Source organism: Stenotrophomonas maltophilia (assembly GCF_039555535.1).
Taxonomy (GTDB): domain Bacteria; phylum Pseudomonadota; class Gammaproteobacteria; order Xanthomonadales; family Xanthomonadaceae; genus Stenotrophomonas; species Stenotrophomonas maltophilia_Q.
Genome location: NZ_CP154630.1, coordinates 1,752,448 through 1,771,401, shown reverse-complemented (window position 1 = coordinate 1,771,401; position 18,954 = coordinate 1,752,448). Strand labels below are relative to the sequence as shown.

Annotated in this window: 16 protein-coding genes; 13 read left to right on the top strand and 3 right to left on the bottom strand. The window is 66.7% G+C overall.

What is annotated here, in order from left to right:
- The first annotated feature begins 74 nt into the window (after window positions 1-74).
- From asnS to AASM09_RS08145, 11 genes are all read left to right on the top strand, one after another.
- Entirely contained in the window at window positions 75-1,469 is a 1,395-nt protein-coding gene (asnS, locus tag AASM09_RS08195; RefSeq protein WP_049428381.1) for an asparagine--tRNA ligase, read from the top strand.
- A 30-nt stretch (window positions 1,470-1,499) separates the two neighbouring features.
- A complete protein-coding gene (locus tag AASM09_RS08190) occupies window positions 1,500-1,799 on the top strand; it encodes a hypothetical protein (protein WP_005410232.1) in 300 nt (99 codons plus the stop codon).
- A gap of 7 nt (window positions 1,800-1,806) precedes the next feature.
- Entirely contained in the window at window positions 1,807-2,121 is a 315-nt protein-coding gene (locus AASM09_RS08185) for a hypothetical protein (protein WP_006453002.1), read from the top strand.
- 7 nt (window positions 2,122-2,128) lie between these two features.
- Window positions 2,129-2,767, top strand: coding sequence for an FMN-binding negative transcriptional regulator (locus tag AASM09_RS08180; protein ID WP_049428380.1), 639 nt, complete (start codon window positions 2,129-2,131; stop codon window positions 2,765-2,767).
- A gap of 74 nt (window positions 2,768-2,841) precedes the next feature.
- The gene (can, locus tag AASM09_RS08175) at window positions 2,842-3,504 is read left to right on the top strand and encodes a carbonate dehydratase (RefSeq protein ID WP_049428379.1); all 663 of its coding nucleotides are present in this window, start codon (window positions 2,842-2,844) and stop codon (window positions 3,502-3,504) included.
- Window positions 3,505-3,524: 20 nt separating this feature from the next.
- Window positions 3,525-4,046 carry a 3-hydroxyanthranilate 3,4-dioxygenase gene (locus tag AASM09_RS08170; protein WP_049428376.1) on the top strand — a complete coding sequence of 174 codons (522 nt, stop codon included), beginning with the start codon at window positions 3,525-3,527 and terminating at the stop codon, window positions 4,044-4,046.
- Window positions 4,047-4,206: 160 nt separating this feature from the next.
- The gene (gene kynU, locus AASM09_RS08165; RefSeq protein ID WP_049428375.1) at window positions 4,207-5,481 is read left to right on the top strand and encodes a kynureninase; all 1,275 of its coding nucleotides are present in this window, start codon (window positions 4,207-4,209) and stop codon (window positions 5,479-5,481) included.
- Between the two features lie 31 nt (window positions 5,482-5,512).
- Window positions 5,513-6,880, top strand: coding sequence for an FAD-dependent oxidoreductase (locus tag AASM09_RS08160; RefSeq protein WP_049428373.1), 1,368 nt, complete (start codon window positions 5,513-5,515; stop codon window positions 6,878-6,880).
- Window positions 6,880-8,319: an exodeoxyribonuclease I gene (gene sbcB / locus AASM09_RS08155; RefSeq protein WP_049428371.1), complete on the top strand. Its 1,440-nt coding sequence runs from the start codon at window positions 6,880-6,882 to the stop codon at window positions 8,317-8,319. The genes AASM09_RS08160 and sbcB overlap by 1 nt, the downstream gene beginning before the upstream one ends.
- Window positions 8,316-9,002, top strand: coding sequence for a DUF2461 domain-containing protein (locus AASM09_RS08150; RefSeq protein ID WP_049428369.1), 687 nt, complete (start codon window positions 8,316-8,318; stop codon window positions 9,000-9,002). The genes sbcB and AASM09_RS08150 overlap by 4 nt, the downstream gene beginning before the upstream one ends.
- A 55-nt stretch (window positions 9,003-9,057) precedes the next feature.
- Entirely contained in the window at window positions 9,058-9,609 is a 552-nt protein-coding gene (locus AASM09_RS08145; RefSeq protein ID WP_049428367.1) for a DUF2939 domain-containing protein, read from the top strand.
- Window positions 9,610-9,738: 129 nt separating this feature from the next.
- Here AASM09_RS08145 and AASM09_RS08140 read toward each other — a convergent pair whose 3' ends face one another.
- The 3 genes from AASM09_RS08140 to AASM09_RS08130 form a co-directional block, all read right to left on the bottom strand.
- Window positions 9,739-10,683: a 5'-nucleotidase gene (locus tag AASM09_RS08140; protein ID WP_049428365.1), complete on the bottom strand. Its 945-nt coding sequence runs from the start codon at window positions 10,681-10,683 to the stop codon at window positions 9,739-9,741.
- 47 nt (window positions 10,684-10,730) lie between these two features.
- Window positions 10,731-11,504, bottom strand: a complete 774-nt coding sequence (locus tag AASM09_RS08135; RefSeq protein ID WP_049428363.1) for an NAD kinase — start codon at window positions 11,502-11,504, stop codon at window positions 10,731-10,733.
- A 293-nt stretch (window positions 11,505-11,797) separates the two neighbouring features.
- The gene (locus tag AASM09_RS08130; protein ID WP_049428359.1) at window positions 11,798-16,774 is read right to left on the bottom strand and encodes an NAD-glutamate dehydrogenase; all 4,977 of its coding nucleotides are present in this window, start codon (window positions 16,772-16,774) and stop codon (window positions 11,798-11,800) included.
- 250 nt (window positions 16,775-17,024) lie between these two features.
- On the opposite strand from AASM09_RS08130, the gene AASM09_RS08125 reads away from it, so the two are divergent.
- Window positions 17,025-17,681 carry a TetR/AcrR family transcriptional regulator gene (locus tag AASM09_RS08125; protein WP_049428357.1) on the top strand — a complete coding sequence of 219 codons (657 nt, stop codon included), beginning with the start codon at window positions 17,025-17,027 and terminating at the stop codon, window positions 17,679-17,681.
- Complete coding sequence (locus AASM09_RS08120) at window positions 17,681-18,949, top strand: efflux RND transporter periplasmic adaptor subunit (protein WP_049428355.1); 1,269 nt, start codon at window positions 17,681-17,683, stop codon at window positions 18,947-18,949. Before AASM09_RS08125 ends, AASM09_RS08120 begins: the two co-directional genes overlap by 1 nt.
- The last annotated feature ends 5 nt before the right edge of the window (window positions 18,950-18,954 follow it).

Below are 18,954 nucleotides of genomic sequence, written 5' to 3'. Positions count from 1 at the left end.
CCTCGCAAGCGGAACACTGCAACCGGTAAACTCCCGTGTTCACAGATCGAGTCGATCAGCAGAGGATTCAAGTCATGACGGTGGTCAGCGTTGAACATGCGCTTGCCGGGAAGATCCCGGAAGGCGGCGAAGTCACGGTACGCGGATGGGTGCGCACGGTGCGCGGTTCAGCGAATCTGGCCTTCGTGAATGTGAGCGACGGCTCCTGCTTCGCCCCGATCCAGGTCGTGGCCAATGACACCCTGACCAACTTCGACGAGATCAAGCGCCTGACCAGCGGCTGCTCGGTCATCGCCACCGGCACGCTGGTGAAGTCGCAGGGCAAGGGCCAGTCGTTCGAGATCCAGGCCAGCGCGCTGGAGGTGGTCGGCTGGGTCGAAGACCCGCTCACCTACCCGATCCAGCCCAAGCCGATGTCGCCGGAGTTCCTGCGCGAAGTGGCGCACCTGCGTCCGCGCACCAACCTGTTCGGCGCGGTCACCCGCATCCGCAACTGCCTGGCCCAGGCCGTGCACCGCTTCTTCCACGAGAACGGCTTCAACTGGATCAGCACCCCGATCATCACCACCTCCGACGCCGAAGGCGCCGGCCAGATGTTCCGCGTGTCCACCCTGGACATGGTGAACCTGCCGCGCGATGAGAAGGGCGCGATCGATTTCAGCCGCGACTTCTTCGGCAAGGAAACCTTCCTGACCGTGTCCGGCCAGCTGAACGTCGAGGCCTACTGCCTGGCGCTGAGCAAGGTCTACACTTTCGGCCCGACCTTCCGCGCCGAGAACAGCCACACCACCCGCCACCTGGCGGAATTCTGGATGATCGAACCGGAAATCGCCTTCGCCGACCTGGCCGAAGACGCGCGCCTGGCCGAGGAGTTCCTGAAGTACCTGTTCCGCGCGGTGCTGAACGAGCGTGGCGACGACCTGGCCTTCATTGCCGAGCGCGTGGACAAGAACGCGATCACCAAGCTGGAAGACTTCATCAATGCCCCGTTCGAGCGCATCGACTACACCGATGCGGTCAGCCTGCTGCAGAAGTCCGGCAAGAAGTTCGACTTCCCGGTCGAATGGGGCCTGGACCTGCAGACCGAGCACGAGCGCTGGCTGACCGAGGAGCACGTCGGCCGCCCGGTGGTGGTGACCAACTATCCGGAGCACATCAAGGCCTTCTACATGCGCCTGAACGACGACGGCAAGACCGTTGCCGCGATGGACGTGCTGGCCCCGGGCATCGGCGAGATCATCGGCGGCAGCCAGCGCGAAGAGCGCCTGGACGTGCTGGACGCGCGCATGGCCCAGTTCGGCCTGGATCGCGAGCACTACAGCTGGTACCGCGATTTCCGCCGCTATGGTTCGGTGCCGCACGCAGGCTTCGGCCTGGGCTTCGAGCGCCTGGTGGTGTACGTCTGCGGGCTGTCCAACATCCGCGATGCGATCCCCTACCCGCGCGCCCCGGGCAGCGCGGACTTCTAAGTCCCATACGACCACGGAGGTACTTCCCCCATGACCCTGTTCTTCGCCCTCTGTTTCGTCGGCGTCGCAGTGGCCGGGTTCAGTGCCTTCGTGATCTTCTGGCCGCTGACCCTGGTGCACGTGCGCGACCGCCATCCGGCGCTCGCCGCGCGCTTCGGCAGCGGCGCCTTCCTCAAGCCCGATGCCCTGGCCTGGCTGCTGCGACGCGACTATCGGCAGCAACCGGACCGCTCCTTGTCCGGGCTGGCGACACCGGCCTGGGTATCGCTGCTGACCCTGCTGGCCGGACTGGGCATGGCTGCCCTGCTCTGGCTGGCCTCGCTCTGGTAATACGCTCATGAATGACATCACCGCCTCGCGCGACAGCTGGTGGCTGGCCAGCCTCGGCAACACCTTGATCTGGGCGCGCCTGCGCGTTCGCCCTGCCGGCACCGCCGAAGTGCTCGACAGCGATGGCAACACGCTGAGCTATGACAGCGAGGACACCGCGCGTTCGCAGCTGTTCGACGCCGAATTCGTCGAGTACGACGGCCTGGACGAGGAAGATGCGCTAGTGCGAGGGTTCAGCCTGCACGAAGTGCAGCCGCCGCAGGCCGACAGCGACGAGGGCCTGCGTGGCCGCATGATCCAGTCGCTGGGCGGGCGCGCCTGACCTCAGCATGTTCACCCCGCGCGCCTTCGCCGAGACCGACCTGCTCTGGCTGGACCGCCTGCTGGCGCGTGACCCGTTCGTCACCGTGCTCACGACCGGCAGCGACGGCCTGCCGGAACTGACCCGGATGCCGGTGCTGTACCACCGTGACGGACAGCAGATCGAGCTGCGCGGCCACTGGGCCCGCGCCAACCCGCAGTCGCGCCACAACGGTGCGGCCAAGGTGCTGGTCGACGGCCCGCATGGCTACGTCTCGGCCAGCTGGTATCCGGACAAGGAGCCTGCCGCGCGGGTGCCGACCTGGAACTACGCCGCCGCCGAGCTGCGTGGCCAGCTGCAGACCTTCGACGACACCGATGCGCTGGCCGGACTGGTCGGCGCGATCAGCGACCGTTTCGAAGCCAGTGTCGGGCAGGCGTGGCAGTTCGATGCCACGCGCGCCGAGCATGGCCCGGAGCTCCGCGCCATCGTCGGCTTCCGCTTCCAGGTTGAACAGGTGCAGCTGAAGCTGAAACTCAGCCAGAACCATCCCGACGCCAACCAGCAGGCGGTGATCACCGCGCTGGACGCACTGGGCACCCCTTCTTCCCATGAGCTGGCGCAGTGGATGCGCTGGCACCGTGAACAGGCCGCTACCGACGGCTGATCACCTCAGATTCCCGCGAAAGCGCGATCAGAACGGCCGCGCCTTGCCCCCACCCGACGCCAGGGATACCGCACATGAAAGACATCCACCGCCTGCTGCAGAACAACCGCGACTGGGCCGATCGCATCGCCAAGGAAGACCCTGACTTCTTCCAGCAGCTGTCCAAGCAGCAGCATCCGGAGTACCTGTGGATCGGCTGCTCAGACTCGCGCGTACCTGCCAACCAGATCATCGGCATGGCCCCGGGCGAAGTCTTCGTGCATCGCAACGTCGCCAACGTGGTGGCACACAGCGACCTGAACTGCCTGAGCGTGGTGCAGTACGCAGTGGACCAGCTGAAGGTGAAGCACATCCTGATCGTCGGCCACTACGGATGCGGCGGCGTGCATGCCTGCCTGCACAACACCCGCGTCGGCCTGGCCGACAACTGGCTGCGCCATGTCGGCGATGTCGTGCAGAAGCACCAGGGCATCCTCGATGCGATCGAGGATGACGAGCTGAAGCACGCGCGCCTGTGCGAACTGAACGTGATCGAGCAGGTCGCCAACCTGTGCCGTTCGACCATCGTCGAGGACGCCTGGGCGCGCGGCCAGAAGCTGATGGTGCACGGCTGGGTCTACAGCCTGAAGAACGGCCGCGTGAGCGAAATGGGCATCGACGTCGGTGCGCCGGAAGAGCTGAAGCCGGCCTATGAAAAGGCGCTGTCCTATGTTCCGCGCCAGGGCCGGCGCGACTGACCTCCCTACGGACCACGACCATGCTCGCCTCGCCGATCAACCTGCACGCCTGGATCGAAGAACATCGCCACCTGCTGAAGCCGCCGGTGGGCAACAAGATGATCGACAACGGCGACTTCATCGTGATGGTGGTGGGCGGGCCGAACTCGCGCACCGACTACCACTACGACGAAGGCCCGGAGTGGTTCTACCAGCTTGAGGGCGAGATGGTGCTGAAGGTCCAGGAAGACGGCGCGGTGCGCGACATTCCGATCCGCGCCGGCGAGATCTTCCTGCTGCCGGCCAAGGTGCCGCACTCGCCGCGGCGCCCGCCCGGCGGGGTCGGCCTGGTGGTCGAACGCAAGCGCCTGCCGCATGAGATGGACGGCGTGATCTGGCACTGCGAGCGCTGCAACCACAAGCTGCACGAAGAGTTCTTCACGCTGCAGAACATCGAAACCGACCTGCCGAAGGTGTTCGCGCGTTACCACGACAGCCTGGAGCTGCGTACCTGCAGCCAGTGCGGGCACGTGGATCCGCTGCCGGCGCCTGCAGCGGGCTGAGCACCTGCCCCTGTAGAGCCGAGCCCATGCTCGGCCGCCGGGCACCGAAGCCGAGCACGGGCTCGGCTCTACAGCAAGAGCGGCACGCAGGCATTCCGGGCGTCGGTCCCACCATCCCAGGCGCTACACTGGCAGCCCCGTTGCAGCCTGTTGCCCGACCATGTCCGACCTGCTCAGCCGCACCCACGCCATTGCCCTGGACGCCGCCGATCCGCTGCGTCCGCTGCGTAACGAATTCCTGATTCCGCGCCATGGCGGCGGCGAGCAGACCTACTTCGTCGGCAACTCGCTGGGCCTGCAGCCGCGCGGCGCCCAGGCCGCGGTGCAGGAAGTGATGAAGCAGTGGGGGGATCTGGCGGTGGAAGGCCACTTCACCGGTCCTACCCAGTGGCTGTCCTACCACCGCCTGGTGAGCGCGCAGCTGGCCCGCGTGGTCGGTGCACTGCCCAGCGAAGTGGTGGCGATGAACACGCTGAGCGTGAACCTGCACCTGATGATGGTCAGCTTCTACCGGCCGACCGCGCAGCGCCCGGTGATCCTGATGGAAGCCGGTGCGTTCCCGACCGACCGCCACGCGGTGGAAGCGCAGATCCGTTTCCATGGGTTCGACCCGGCCGAGTGCCTGGTGGAAGTGCAGCCGGACGAAGCCAACGGAACGATCTCGCTCACTGCGATCGAGCGCGCCATCGCCGAACACGGCCAGCGCCTGGCGCTGGTGCTGTGGCCTGGCGTGCAGTACCGCACCGGCCAGGCCTTCGACCTTGATGCCATCACCCGTGCTGCCCGCCTGCAGGGCGCGCGCATCGGCTTCGACCTGGCGCACTCGGTGGGCAACCTGCCGCTGCGCCTGCATGACATCGCACCCGACTTCGCAGTGTGGTGCCACTACAAATACCTCAACAGCGGCCCGGGTGCGGTGGCCGGCGCGTTCGTGCACGAGCGCCATCACCGCGACACCACGCTGCCGCGCTTTGCCGGCTGGTGGGGCCATGAGGAATCCACCCGCTTCCAGATGGCACCGCAGTTCACCCCCGCCATCGGTGCCGAAGGCTGGCAGCTGAGCAATCCGCCGATTCTCGGCCTGGCGCCGCTGCGCGCCTCGCTGGACCTGTTCGAGCGTGCCGGAATGGACGCGCTGCGCGGCAAATCACTGGCACTGACCGGCATGCTCGAAGCGCTTGTACGCGCACGCCTGTCCGGCGTGCTCGACATCATCACTCCGGCCGAGCCGCAGCGTCGCGGCTGCCAGCTGTCATTGCGCGTGATCGGTGGGCGCGAGCGCGGACGCGCACTGTTTGAACACCTGCGCAGCATCGGCGTGCTCGGCGACTGGCGCGAGCCGGACGTGATCCGCATCTCGCCTACCCCGCTCTACAACCGCTACCTGGACGTGCACCACTTCGTCGAGGAAGTGGAAGCCTGGGCCGGCCTCTGAGCCGGCCCCTCCCCTACTGCTGGACAGTTCGTTGATCGCACACGCTTCCCGCTCGTTGAGCATTATCGGTGCCGGCCTCGCCGGGTCCCTGCTGGCCATCCTGCTGTCACGGCAGGGCTGGCGCATCACCCTGTACGAACGCCGCGGCGATCCGCGCATTGCCGACTACGAGAGTGGTCGTTCGATCAACCTGGCGCTGGCCGAACGCGGGCGCAACGCCCTGCGCCAAGCGGGAGTGGAAGACGAGGTGATGGCGCGCGCGGTAATGATGCGCGGGCGCATGGTGCATCCGCGCGAAGGCGAACCGCAGCTGCAACGCTACGGCCGCGACGACAGCGAAGTAATCTGGTCGATCCATCGCAGCGACCTGAACACGACGCTGCTGGAACTCGCCGAACAGGCTGGCGCGACCGTGCACTTCCACCGCCGCCTGCATACCGTCGATTTCGATGCCGGCTACGCGCGTTTCATCGACGACCGCGATGACAGCCCGCACGACATCCGCTTCGACACCCTGATCGGTGCCGATGGTGCAGGCTCGGCGCTGCGCGCGGCGATGAACCGGCGGGCGCCGCTGGGCGAGGACATCGCCTTCCTCGACCACTCCTACAAGGAGCTGGAAATTCCGCCGGCCGCCGACGGCAGCTTCCGCATCGAGCGCAACGCGCTGCATATCTGGCCGCGTGGCCATTACATGTGCATCGCCCTGCCCAACCACGAAGGCACCTTCACCGTCACCCTGTTCCTGCCCAACCAGGGTGATCCCAGCTTCGCCACGGTCAACACCGGCGCGCAGGCCGAAGCACTGTTCGCGCGCGAGTTCGCCGATACCCTGCCGCTGATCCCGAACCTGCGCGCGGACTGGGAACAGCACCCACCCGGCCTGCTTGGCACGCTGACGCTTGATCGCTGGCACCAGCAGGGCCGCGCGGTCCTGATTGGCGACGCCGCACATGCGATGGTGCCGTTCCACGGGCAAGGCATGAACTGCGCATTCGAGGATTGCGTGGCTCTGGCCCGCCATCTGATGGAAGCGGACGACCTGGAAGGCGCGTTCCAAGCCTTCGAAGCCGAGCGCAAGCCGAACGCACGCGCAATCCAGCAGATGGCGCTGGAAAACTATCTGGAAATGCGCGACCGCGTGGCTGATCCTGCGTTCCTGCTGCAACGCGAACTGGAACAGGAACTGCAGCGGCGCTGGCCGACCCGGTTCGTACCGCATTACACGATGGTCACCTTCCTGCACACGCCGTACGCGGAAGCCATGCGCCGCACCGAGCTTCAGCGCGACATGCTGGTGGCGGCCACGGCCGGCCACGATTCGCTGGACAACATCGACTGGGCCGCACTGGAAGCACAGGTCCATGCGCAGCTGCCGGTCCTGGAGGGCGCGCACTGATGGCTGACAGCTTCCTGTTCTACGACCTGGAAACCTTCGGCCAGGACCCGCGGCGCACGCGCATCTCGCAGTACGCCGCGATCCGTACCGACGCCGATCTGAACGAGATCGACACCCCGGTCAGCTTCTTCGTGCGCCCGGCCGACGATCTGCTGCCCTCGCCGATGGCCACCCTGGTCACCGGCATCACCCCGCAGCAGGCCCTGGCCGAGGGCATCAGCGAGGCCGAAGCCTTCGACCGCATCAACGAGCAGCTATCGCGTCCCGGCACCTGCGCACTGGGCTACAACACGCTGCGATTCGACGATGAATTCGTCCGCTACGGCCTGTTCCGCAACTTCCATGACCCGTACGAGCGCGAGTGGCGCAACGGCAATTCGCGCTGGGACCTGCTGGACATGCTGCGGCTGATGCGCGCGATGCGTCCGGACGGCATCCAGTGGCCGCTGCGCGAGGACGGTGCCACCTCGTTCAAGCTCGAGCACCTGGCCGAAGCCAACAACGTGCGCGAGGGTGATGCGCACGAAGCGCTGTCCGACGTGCGCGCCACGATCGGCATGGCACGGCTGTTCAAGCAGTCGCAGCCGCGCCTGTGGGACTACGCCCTGAAGCTGCGCGACAAGCGTTTCGTAGGCAGCCTGCTGGATGTAACCGCGATGAAGCCGGTGCTGCACATTTCCATGCGCTACCCGGCCAGCCGCCTGTGCGCGGCGCCGGTGCTGCCGCTGGCGGTGCACCCGACCATCAACAACCGGGTGATCGTGTTCGACCTCGACGGCGACATCGACGACCTGCTGGCACTACCAGCCGATGTGATCGCACAGCGCCTGTACATGCGCGCCAGCGAGCTGCCCGAGGGCGTTGCACGGGTGCCGCTGAAGGAGGTGCACCTGAACAAGGTGCCGGCGCTGATCGCCTGGAACCACCTGCGTGCCGACGACCACCAGCGCCTGGGCCTGGACGTGGCGGCCATCGACGCCAAGATCGAGCGCCTGCGCGAATTCGCCCCACAGCTGGCGGAGAAGGCGCGCCAGGTCTACAACCAGCCGCGCGTGGCCACCGTGGCCGATGTCGATGCATCGCTGTACGACGGATTCCTGGGCAACGGTGACAAACCGCTGCTGGCCCTGGCCCGTACCACCGCGCCGGATCAGCTGGCCGCGCTGGAAAGCCGCTTCCGTGACCCGCGCCTGCCCGAGCTGCTGTTCCGCTACCGCGCGCGCAACCATCCCGACAGCCTCGCGCCGGCTGAACGCCAGCGCTGGCAGGATTACCGCCGCCAGCGCCTGCTCGGAGACGGCGGCCTGGGCGAACTCACCCTGCCCCAGTACCAGCAGCAGCTGGATGCACTGGCCGCCGAAGCGCCCGATGACACCCGGCGCCAGGCGCTGCTGCAATCGCTGCGCGATTGGGGCCAGCACCTGCAGGAGACGCTGTGAGCACTTATTTCTCTGACGCCAGCTTCAAGTTCCTGCGCGGCCTTGCGCGGCACAACGACAAGGCCTGGTTCAACGATCACCGCCAGCAGTACGAAGACCACGTGCGGCAGCCGTTCCTGCGCCTGCTGGGCGACCTGCAGCCGGCCCTGGCCGAGGTCAGCGAGCACTTCCGCGCCGATACCCGCGGCGTCGGTGGCTCGCTGTTCCGCATCCATCGCGACGCGCGTTTTTCCAAAGACAAGTCGCCGTACAAGACCTGGCAGGGTGCCCGCCTGTTCCATGAGCGCCGCCGTGAAGTGGCCGCGCCCTCCTTCTACGTGCACCTGCAGCCCGGCGAGAGCTTCGTCGGCGCTGGCCTGTGGCATCCAGAACCCGAGACGCAGCGCCGCGTGCGCCACTTCATTCTCGACAACCCGGGCAGCTGGAAGGCCGCCGCGCATGCCCCGGCGCTGCGCAAGCGCTTCGATTTCGAGGAGAGCGAGAAGCTGGTGCGCCCGCCACGTGGCTTCCCGGCCGATTTCGAGTTCATTGACGACCTCAAGCACCGCAACTGGGTGATGTGGCGCTCGCTGGACGATGCCACCATGACCGGCCCGCGCCTGCTGTCCACGCTGGGCAAGGACCTGGCTGGGCTCGGCCCGTTCGTCGACTACCTGTGCGCGGCACTGGACCTGGAGTTCTGAGCCGCATCACCTGCCGTTCACCACTGGCTGCCTCACTTGCGGCAGTCTGGACAGCATGAAGAAACTCACTGCACTGGCTGTGCTGCTGGTCCTGGCCTTGGCCGCGTGGTGGTTCGGCGGCCCCTACATGACCGTGCACGGCCTGTCCCAGGCCATTGAAGAACGTGACACGGTGCGACTGGAGCGCTACGTCGATTTCCCGCGCGTGCGCGGCAGCCTGCGCGCACAGCTCAACGACTATCTGGTGCGCCAGGCAGGCCCGGATATAGCGGCCAGCCCGTTCGGTGCCCTGCTCTACGGCCTGGGCGACCAGCTCGGCGGTGCAGCGGTGGAGACCATGGTGACCCCGACGGGCATCGGCGCGATGCTGCAGGGCCACGTGCTGTGGAAGCGCGGCCGCAATGAACTGCAGGGCGGCGATGCGTTCGGCGCGACCGAACCGGCACGGCCGTTGAAGAACGCCGAGCATCACTTTGAAGCGCTGGACCGCTTCGTGATCGACGTCGATCGCGGCGCCGGCCAGCCGCCGTTGAAGGTGGTGCTGGAACCGCAGGGCCTGCGCTGGAAGGTGGTGGATCTGCAGTTGGGGATGTCCGGTAACCCTTGATCGGACCCGTGGCCTGACGGCAGTGCCAACCAAGGTTGGCAACTACCAGAGCACAGTGCCCCGGTGGGTGCCAACCTTGGTTGGCAGTGCCATGCATCGGCGCCAACTAGGGTTGGCAGCCACCAGGCCCTACCCCTCGTTGGCGACGCCATGTGGTACGTGGCCAGCGGCCACGTGTTCGCGCGCACTGTCGATGTTGTGCTGCGAATCGTCGAAGAAGATGTCGGCTCCGAATGCGTGCAGGAACGGTCCCTTGTGGCGACCACCGAGGAACAGCGCTTCGTCCAGGCGCACGCCCCACTCACGCAGGGTGCGGATCACCCGCTCGTGCGCCGGTGCCGAGCGCGCGGTCACCAATGCGGTGCGGATCGGCGCGCTTTCGCCGGCCGGGAATACCTCCTGCAACGTATGCAGGGCCGACAGGAAGCCGCGGAACGGTCCACCACTGAGTGGCTCGCGGGCGCGTTCGCGCTCGTGCCGGCCAAACGCCTCCACGCCCTGCTCGCGCGAGATGCGCTCGCTTTCGTCACCGAAGATCACCGCGTCACCGTCGAAGGCGATGCGCAGCTGCCCGGCCGGGCGACCGGTATCGATCTGGTCAGCCGCCGCAGCAGCGGTTTCACCCGGCGGCTTGGGCAGGATGGTCGCCGCCGCGATCCCGTGGCGCAGCGCACTGCGTACCGACTCCGGATTGGCCGACAGGAACAGATCGGTGCCGAACGGCTTCACGTACGGCCAGGTCGGCTCGCCAGCGGTGAACGTAGCCCGGATGATGCCCAGGCCGTAGTGCTGGATCGAATTGAAGATGCGCAGGCCGGTATCGGCCGAGTTGCGCGACAGCAGGATCACCTCGACCCGCGGATTCTCCGGGCTGGCGCCCTGGTTCAATGCCAGCAGCTTGCGTACCACCGGAAACGCCACGCCGGGGCCGAGGATGTCGTCCTCGTGCTGGCGCTGGAATTCGGCATACGCCGCCACGCCATCGCTCTCGAACAGCGCGTGGCTTTCTTCCAGATCGAACAGCGCGCGCGAGGTCACCGCGACGGTCAGCAAACGGGGGGAGTTGTCGCCCATCGGTGGGGGTCCTTCAAGCGTTCGGCACGGTCGGCCGCCCATTGTCCTCAAAAAACGAACTGTTCGCTCAGGATCCGGTCTTCCAGGTTGTGCTCCGGGTCGAACAGCAGGGTCACGCGGCGGTCTTTCGACTCGCGGATGGTCACTTCGACCACATCGCGGGTCTCGTGCGAATCGGCGGTCACGCTGACCGGGCGCTTGTACGGATCGAGCACCCGGAAGCGCACTTCGGTGTCGGCCTTGAGGATGGCCCCGCGCCAGCGCCTTGGCCGGTAAGGGGCCAACGGCGTCAGCGCGATGGTGTGCGAACCCAGCGGCAGCACCGGGCCATGCGCGGAATAGTTGTAGGCGGTGCTGCCGGCCGGGGTGGCCACCAGCACGCCGTCACCGATCAGTTCGGCCACGCGCTCCTGGCCGTTCAGGTCGATGCCGATATGCGCGGCCTGCCGGGTCTGGCGCAGCAGCGAAACATCGTTGTAGGCCAGCGAACCGGTACTGGTACCGGACTCGGTCAGCGCCACCATTTCCAGCGGGCGCAGATGGGCCGGCTCGGCGCGGGCGATGCGGGCATGCACGTCTTCGTCGCCGCGGTACTGGTTCATCAGGAAACCGACCGTGCCCAGCTTCATGCCGAACACCGGCTTGCCCAGGTGCCCATGCCGATGCAGGGTCTGCAGCATGAAGCCATCACCGCCCAGCGGGCACAGCACGTCGGCCTGCTCGGGCGCGTAGTCGCCATAGCGCGAGACCATGGCCGCGCGGGCCATCTGCGCGGGCTCGGTGGTGCTGGCCAGGAAAGCGATGCGGGGGGTGTCGCTCATCGGTGGATCCGGGGAGGTTTGATGGAGAGCATAACCGAGCGCCGGGAGTTGGAGCCCGTGGGGCGGATGACCGGCATATCCGCCGGGACACGCCGTAAACCCATCCCTGGGGGCTCGATCGCGCCATCCATGGCGCTCACGGTCCCAGCGGATATGCGGGTCATCCACCTGGCAGGTTCACGGCGGGCGTCGGGTCAGCTGGTCGCAAAGGTCAAGGGCTGAAACAGAGCGGCCCCGCTCTCGCGGGGCCGCTCTGTTCTACTCATGCCAGGCGTGGCCTGGCACTACTTCACTTACGCGCCGTGTGCCGCCAGCTGGCCCAGACGCTGCACCGCGACCGAGACGGTCGGGTAGTCCAGGGTCTTCTGCTCTGCCAGTTCGGCCAGCATCGCCAGGGTGAAGCGCAGGCTGTTGTCGTCACGGCCCATCCAGGCTGCGACCTTGGCCTCCGCGCTGCCGCCCTTGGTGCCGAGCACCTGGCCGGCCAGGTTGCGGTGATTGGCCGCCAGTTCGTCACGCAACACGCCACGTGCCACGGCATGCCAACGGCCGTTGACCTCCAGCGCGTCGACCTGCTCGAACAGCCACGGCAGCTGCAGGGCATCGCCCAGGCGGAAGTGGACCTTGGACACGTCCACCGGCTTCAGCTTGCGGGTGCGGGCCAGTTCGATGATGTCGAATGCCGGCTCCAGGAAGTGCAGTTCGGCCAGCTGCTGCGCCAGCGCGGACGGCAGGCCCTTTTCCTTCCACTCCGCCACCAGGGCTTCGTAGGTCGGACGCTGCGAATCCGGCAGCACGCCCGAAGCAACGCGGATGTCGTTGAACGGGCCCTGGTAGCGGTTGACCGCTTCGGTGATGCCCGGCATCGCGCCCGGGCGCGACAGCAGCCAGCGCACGAACGAACGCTGCAGCTTCCAGATCACTTCCAGTGCGTCGATCTGCACCGACTCCGGCACCTTGCCGTCGAGGGCATCGATCTGCGCCCACAGCGCGCGTGCATCCAGCGTTTCGCGGCTGATGGTGTAGGCCTTGGCGACCTCGGCGATGGAGCGGCCGGTGTCTTCCTGCATGCGCATCAGGAAGGTGGCGCCCATGCGGTTGATGGTCTGGTTGGTCACGGCCGTGGCGATGATTTCGCGCTTCAGGCGGTGACGCTCCATCGCGTCGGCGTACTTCTTCTGCAGCGGGGTCGGGAAGTAACGCTGCAGTTCCTTGGACAGGTACGGATCTTCCGGGATGTCCGAATCCAGCAGCTGAGCGAACGCCACCAGCTTGGAGTAGGACAGCAGCACCGACAGCTCCGGACGGGTCAGGCCCTGGCCGCGTGCCTTGCGCTGCGACAGCTCGGCGTCGGACGGCAGGAACTCGATCTGGCGATCCAGCAGGCCCTGCTGTTCCAGGGTACGGATGAAGTGCTGCTTGGAACCCAGGCGCTTGACCGCCATCCGCTCCATCAGGCTCAGCGCCTGGTTCTGGCGGTAGTTGTCGTTCAGCACCAGCTCGGCGACTTCATCGGTCATCGAGGCCAGCAGCTTGTTGCGCTGCTCGACGGTCAGCTTCTTGGCCCGCACCACATCGTTGAGCAGGATCTTGATGTTGACTTCGTGGTCGGAGGTGTCCACGCCGGCCGAGTTGTCGATGAAGTCGGTGTTGAGCAGCACGCCGGCCTGGGCGGCTTCGATGCGGCCCAGCTGGGTCATGCCAAGGTTGCCGCCCTCGCCCACCACCTTGCAGCGCAGCTCGCCACCGTTCACGCGCAGCGCGTTGTTGGCGCGGTCGCCGACATCGCTGTGCTGCTCGCTGGCGGCCTTGACGTAGGTACCGATGCCGCCGTTCCACAGCAGGTCGACCGGCGCCTTCAGGATCGCGCTCATCAGATCGTTCGGCGACAGCGCCTTGACGTTTTCGTCCAGGCCCAGCGCTTCGCGCACCTGCGGGGTGATCTCGATCGACTTCAGGCTGCGCGGATAGACGCCGCCGCCCTTGCTGATCAGCTTGGCGTCGTAGTCCGCCCAGCTCGAACGCGGCACGGTGAACAGGCGCTCACGTTCGACGAACGTGGTGGCCGCATCCGGGTTCGGGTCCAGGAAGATGTGGCGGTGATCGAAGGCAGCGACCAGGCGGATGTGGCGCGACAACAGCATGCCGTTGCCGAACACGTCGCCGGACATGTCGCCGACACCGACCGCGGTGAAGTCCTGGGTCTGGCTGTCACGGCCCAGCGCACGGAAGTGGCGCTTGACCGACTCCCACGCACCGCGTGCGGTGATGCCCATGCCCTTGTGGTCGTAGCCGACCGAACCGCCGGAAGCGAACGCATCGCCCATCCAGAAGCCGTGCGCGATGGCCAGGCCGTTGGCGATGTCGGAGAAGGTCGCGGTGCCCTTGTCGGCCGCCACCACCAGGTACGGATCGTCCATGTCGTGGCGCACGACATCCACCGGCGGCACGATCTTGTTGTTGACGATGTTGTCGGTGATGTCCAGCAGGCCCTGGATGAACAGCTTGTAGCAGGCCACGCCGTTGGCGAACACCGCATCACGGTCGCCGTTCACCGGCGGGGTCTTGGCGAAGAAGCCGCCCTTGGCGCCGACCGGGACGATGACGGTGTTCTTGACCATCTGCGCCTTGACCAGGCCCAGCACCTCGGTGCGGAAGTCTTCGCGACGATCCGACCAGCGCAGGCCGCCACGGGCCACGGCGCCGAAGCGCAGGTGGGTACCTTCCACGCGCGGGCCGTAGACGAAGATTTCGCGGTACGGACGCGGCTTCGGCAGGTCCGGCACCAGCGCCGAATCGAACTTGAAGCTGATGACATGGCCGTGCTGGCCGTTGGCATCGGTCTGGTAGTAGCTGGTGCGCAGGGTCGCGTCGATCACGCCCATGAACGAGCGCAGGATGCGGTCCTCGTCCAGGCTGGACACGCGGTCCATCAGCTTCAGCAGCGCATCGCGCGCGGCCTGCATCTGCGCATCGCGGTCACCCTTGCGGGCGTCGACCACGGTCTTGAGCACCTTCAGGGTGGCCTCGTCGCCGGCAGCCAGCACATCGAGGTGGGCCTTCAGCTGGGCCTGGCCAGCGGCGATGTCTTCCTTGCTTTCATGACCGGTGGCCGGATCGAAGCGCGCTTCGAACAGTTCGACCAGAAGGCGGGCCAGCAGCGGGTAGCGCGCGAAGGTGCCTTCCACGTAGGCCTGCGAGAACGGCACGCCGGTCTGCAGCAGGTACTTGCAGTAGCCACGCAGCATCGCGACCTGGCGCCAGTGCAGGCCAGCGGCCAGCACCAGGCGGTTGAAGCCGTCGTTCTCGGCATCGCCGTGCCAGACGCGGGCGAAGGTCTCGCCGAAGGCTTCATCGACGCTGGCGGCATCGATCGCACCGGCGGTCGATTCGACCTCGAAGTCCTGCACATACACCGGCGCGTTGTCGACCGACAGGCGGTACGGACGCTCGGCGATCACCCGCAGGCCCATGTTTTCCATCATCGGCAGCGCGTCCGACAGCGGAATGTCGTCGAGCTGGCGATACAGCTTCAGGCGCAGGCCATCGCCGCTTTCGCGCGGCACGGCCTGCAGGCTGAGGCGCAGGTCGTCCGGGCCGGTCAGGGCGTCGAGCTGGCTGACATCGTTGGCGGCAACCGCGGTGCTGTTGTCTTCGATGTAGCCGGCCGGCAGCGCCTTGCCGATGCGGGCGGCGATGCGCAGGCCTTCGGTCTCGCCGTGGCGGCTCACCAGCGCTTCGCGCAGGTCGTCCTGCCAGTTGCGCAGCACCTGGGCCAGCTTCTGCTCCAGTTCGGCGGTATCGACGTCGAGCATTTCACCCGGCTTCGGGCGCACGATCAGGTGCACCTGCGCCAGCGGCGATTCGCCCAGCACCACCGAGCTGTCGACGAACTCGCCGTGCAGCGCGTCCTTCAGCATCGCTTCGATGCGCAGGCGCACGTCGGTGTTGAAGCGCTCGCGCGGCAGGTAGACCAGCGCGGAGATGAAACGGCTGTATTTGTCGCGCCGCAGGAACAGGCGGCTGCGCACGCGTTCCTGCAGGCCCAGCACGCCCATCGCGGTGCGGAACAGTTCGTCCTCGCTGGACTGGAACAGTTCTTCGCGCGGCAGGGTTTCCAGGATATGGCGCAGGGCCTTGCCACTGTGGCTGGCCGGGGCCAGCCCGGACTGCTTCATCACGTGCTCGTGGCGCTGGCGCACCAGCGGGATTTCCCACGGGCGGCGGTTGTAGGCGCTGGAGGTGAACAGGCCGAGGAAACGCTGCTCGCCGATGATCTTGCCCTTGGCGTCGAACTCCAGCACGCCGATGTAGTCCATGTAGCCGGCGCGGTGCACGCGCGAACGGGCATTGGTCTTGGTCAGGATCAGCGCATCCTTCAAACCGGACGTGGTGTTCAGGCCCTGCGCGGCCAGCGTCTTGACCGGACGGGCGGCGGACTTGTCCTTGCCGCGCATCAGGCCCAGGCCGGTGTCGTTCAGCGGCGCCAGCACCTCTTCCTTGCCCTGCTTCTCGACGCGGTACTCGCGGTAGCCGAAGAAGGTGAAGTGGTTGTCGGCGGCCCAGCGCAGGAATTCCTGTGCTTCCTTGCGCGAGGCATCGTCGACCGGCAGCTGGCGCTTGCCCAGGTCGTCGGCCAGTGCCAGCGCCTTGTCCTTCATCGGCTGCCAGTCGCGCACGATCGCGCGCACTTCGTCCAGCGCCTTGTTGATGGCCTGTTCGATGGCGGCCATGGCTTCGGCCGGCTGGCGGTCGATCTCCAGCAGCATCACCGACTCGGCATCACCCTCGCCGACCTTGACCAGCTTGCCGGCCTTGTCGCGGGTGAAACGCAGCACCGGGTGGCCCAGCACGTGGACGCCCACGCCCTGTTCGGCCAGCGACATGGTGACGGTATCGACGAGGAACGGCATGTCGTCGTTGACGATCTGCAGCACGGTGTGCGGCGATTCCCAACCATTGGCCTTCGCGGTCGGATTGAACACGCGGACGTTGGCCTTGCCGGCCTTGCGGGCACGGGCGAATTCCAGCGTCTCAGCCGCGAGAGCGGCCCACTCTTCAGCGCTGTGGTGCGGGAACTCGTCCGACTCCATGCGCTTGTAGAAGTCAGTGGCGAAGGCCACTGCTTCGGCCTGTGCGGCCGCGGGGTAGCGCTTGCGCAATGCCGTGTACACCGGCTCCAGGGAGAAACCAGCGGTCACTGCGACCTCCGACTCTGCTGGTTTGGTCTTGTTTTTCACGGTCTTGGCTGCGGTTTTTTGCGGTTTCATGGCAGAGCGATGCGCTTGCTCAGTTGGGAAAATGAAATTGTAGCCCTACCGCACGAAAAGGCCTTGCTGCAGGACGGAATAAGCAGATTCGGGTTTGCTGCGGTTTAGACGCCTATTCAGTTCGCACCGGTACGGTGCTGGCACCTGTTTCAGCACTGCCGACAGGATCGGCAAAACGTGTTACCGGAAGACACACGCGGCGACGCCGATGCGATTCCACAATCCTGAACTGGACGGTATAGTCCACCGCGTGAACCCGGCTTACCTACCCGTTGCCCTCGATGCACGCGATGAGCGTGTGTTCGACGCCGTACGCGAACTGCTGGCCCAGCAGGGCATGCAGATGAGCATGGAGGCGGTGGCCCAGCACGCCGGCTGCTCCAAGCAGACCCTGTACTCGCGCTATGGCAGCAAGCAGGATCTGTTGCGCCGGGTGATGCAGCGCCATGTCGGCCACGCCACTGGCGCCATGGTCCGTGCACTCCGCACTGACGACCTGCGTGCCAGCCTGCTCCAGTTCGCCACCGACTTCCTGGAGCATTTCAACCAACCGCACGTAGGACAGGCCTGCCGGCTGATCGCTGCCGACGCGGCCCAGTTTCCCGAAGAGGCGCGTACGCTGTACCGGCATGGCGCCGGCGCGCTGACGCTTCATCTTGCTGAATGGATTGAAACCGTTTGCATGCGTGGCCAGCTCCGGCATGACGACCCGCACTTCATGGCCGAACTGCTGCTGAGCATGATCGCCGGTCAGGATTTCGACAAACAGCGCTTCCATACCCCCCATCGTGATGACGCGCTGCTGCGTCGGCGCTGGGCAGAGTTCTCCGTCGACAGCTTCCTGCGCGCATTCGCGCCACAGCCGTTGCCGGCCCCTCCTACAAACCAACCCCGGAGTTCCTCCTGATGACCGCCCCACTCCGCACCCTTGCCTTGACGTGCGCCGTTGCTGTCGCGCTGGCTGCCTGCAAGAAGCCGGAACAGCAGATGCCCCCGCCGCCGGAGGTGGGCGTGATCGACGCCAAGCCGCAGACCCTGCCGCTGCAGCGCGAGCTGGTCGGCCGCCTGTCGCCGTTCCGCAGCGCCGACGTCCGCGCGCGCGTGCCGGGCGTGCTGCTCAAGCGCGTCTACCAGGAAGGCTCGCAGGTGAAGCAGGGCCAGACCCTGTTCCTGATCGACCCGGCGCCGCTGCGCGCCTCGCTCAACGCCTCCGAAGCACAGCTGGCCTCGGCCCGCGCCACCTACGCCAATGCCAAGGTGGCCGCTGATCGCGCCCGCTCCCTGGCGCCGCAGCAGTTCGTCTCCAAGTCCGACCTGGACAACGCCGAATCGGCCGAACGTACCGCGCTGGCTGCGGTCAAGCAGGCCGAAGCGGCAGTGACCTCCTCGCGGATCAACCTGGGCTACGCCGAGGTGACTGCGCCGATCAGTGGCGTGGCCAACAAGCAGCAGGTCACCGAGGGCGCGCTGGTCGGCCAGGGCGATGTGACCCTGCTGACCACCGTCGACCAGCTCGACCCGCTGTATGTGAACTTCTCGCTCAGCGTGGATGAGCTGACCCAGCTGCGTGCGCAGCAGGCCAAGGGCGCGCTGGCGCTGTCCGGCGACGGCAAGGCCACGGTGGCCGTGAAGCTGGCCGATGGCAGCACCTACAGCGAGCCGGGCACGCTGGACTTCTCTTCGACCACGGTCGATCCGGCCACCGGCGCGGTGTCGCTGCGTGCGCTGCTGCCGAACCCGCAGCAGATCCTGCTGCCCGGTGCCTTCGTCAGCTTCCAGGCCAACCTGGGCGAGCGCAACAACGCCTTCCTGGTGCCGCAGCAGGCCCTGCTGCGAGACACCACCGGCGGCTACGTGATGGTGGTCGGCGCCGACGGCAAGGTCGTGCGCAAGAATGTGAAGACCGATGGCGCACAGAACGGCAACTGGCTGGTCAGCGACGGCCTGGCCGCCGGTGACAAGGTGATCGTGGCCGGCGTGCAGAAGGTCAAGGAAGGTGCACCGGCGGTGGCCAAGCCGTGGACCCCGGGGCAGGACGCCAACGGCAAGCCTGCCGCGGGCGGCGCCGCTCCTGCGGGCGCGGCACCGGCCGCAGGCAAGGCACCGGCCGACGCAGCCAAGCCCGAGCAGGCCGATGCGGCCAAGCCCGCCGTCACCGATTCGAACAAGCAGTAACGGGA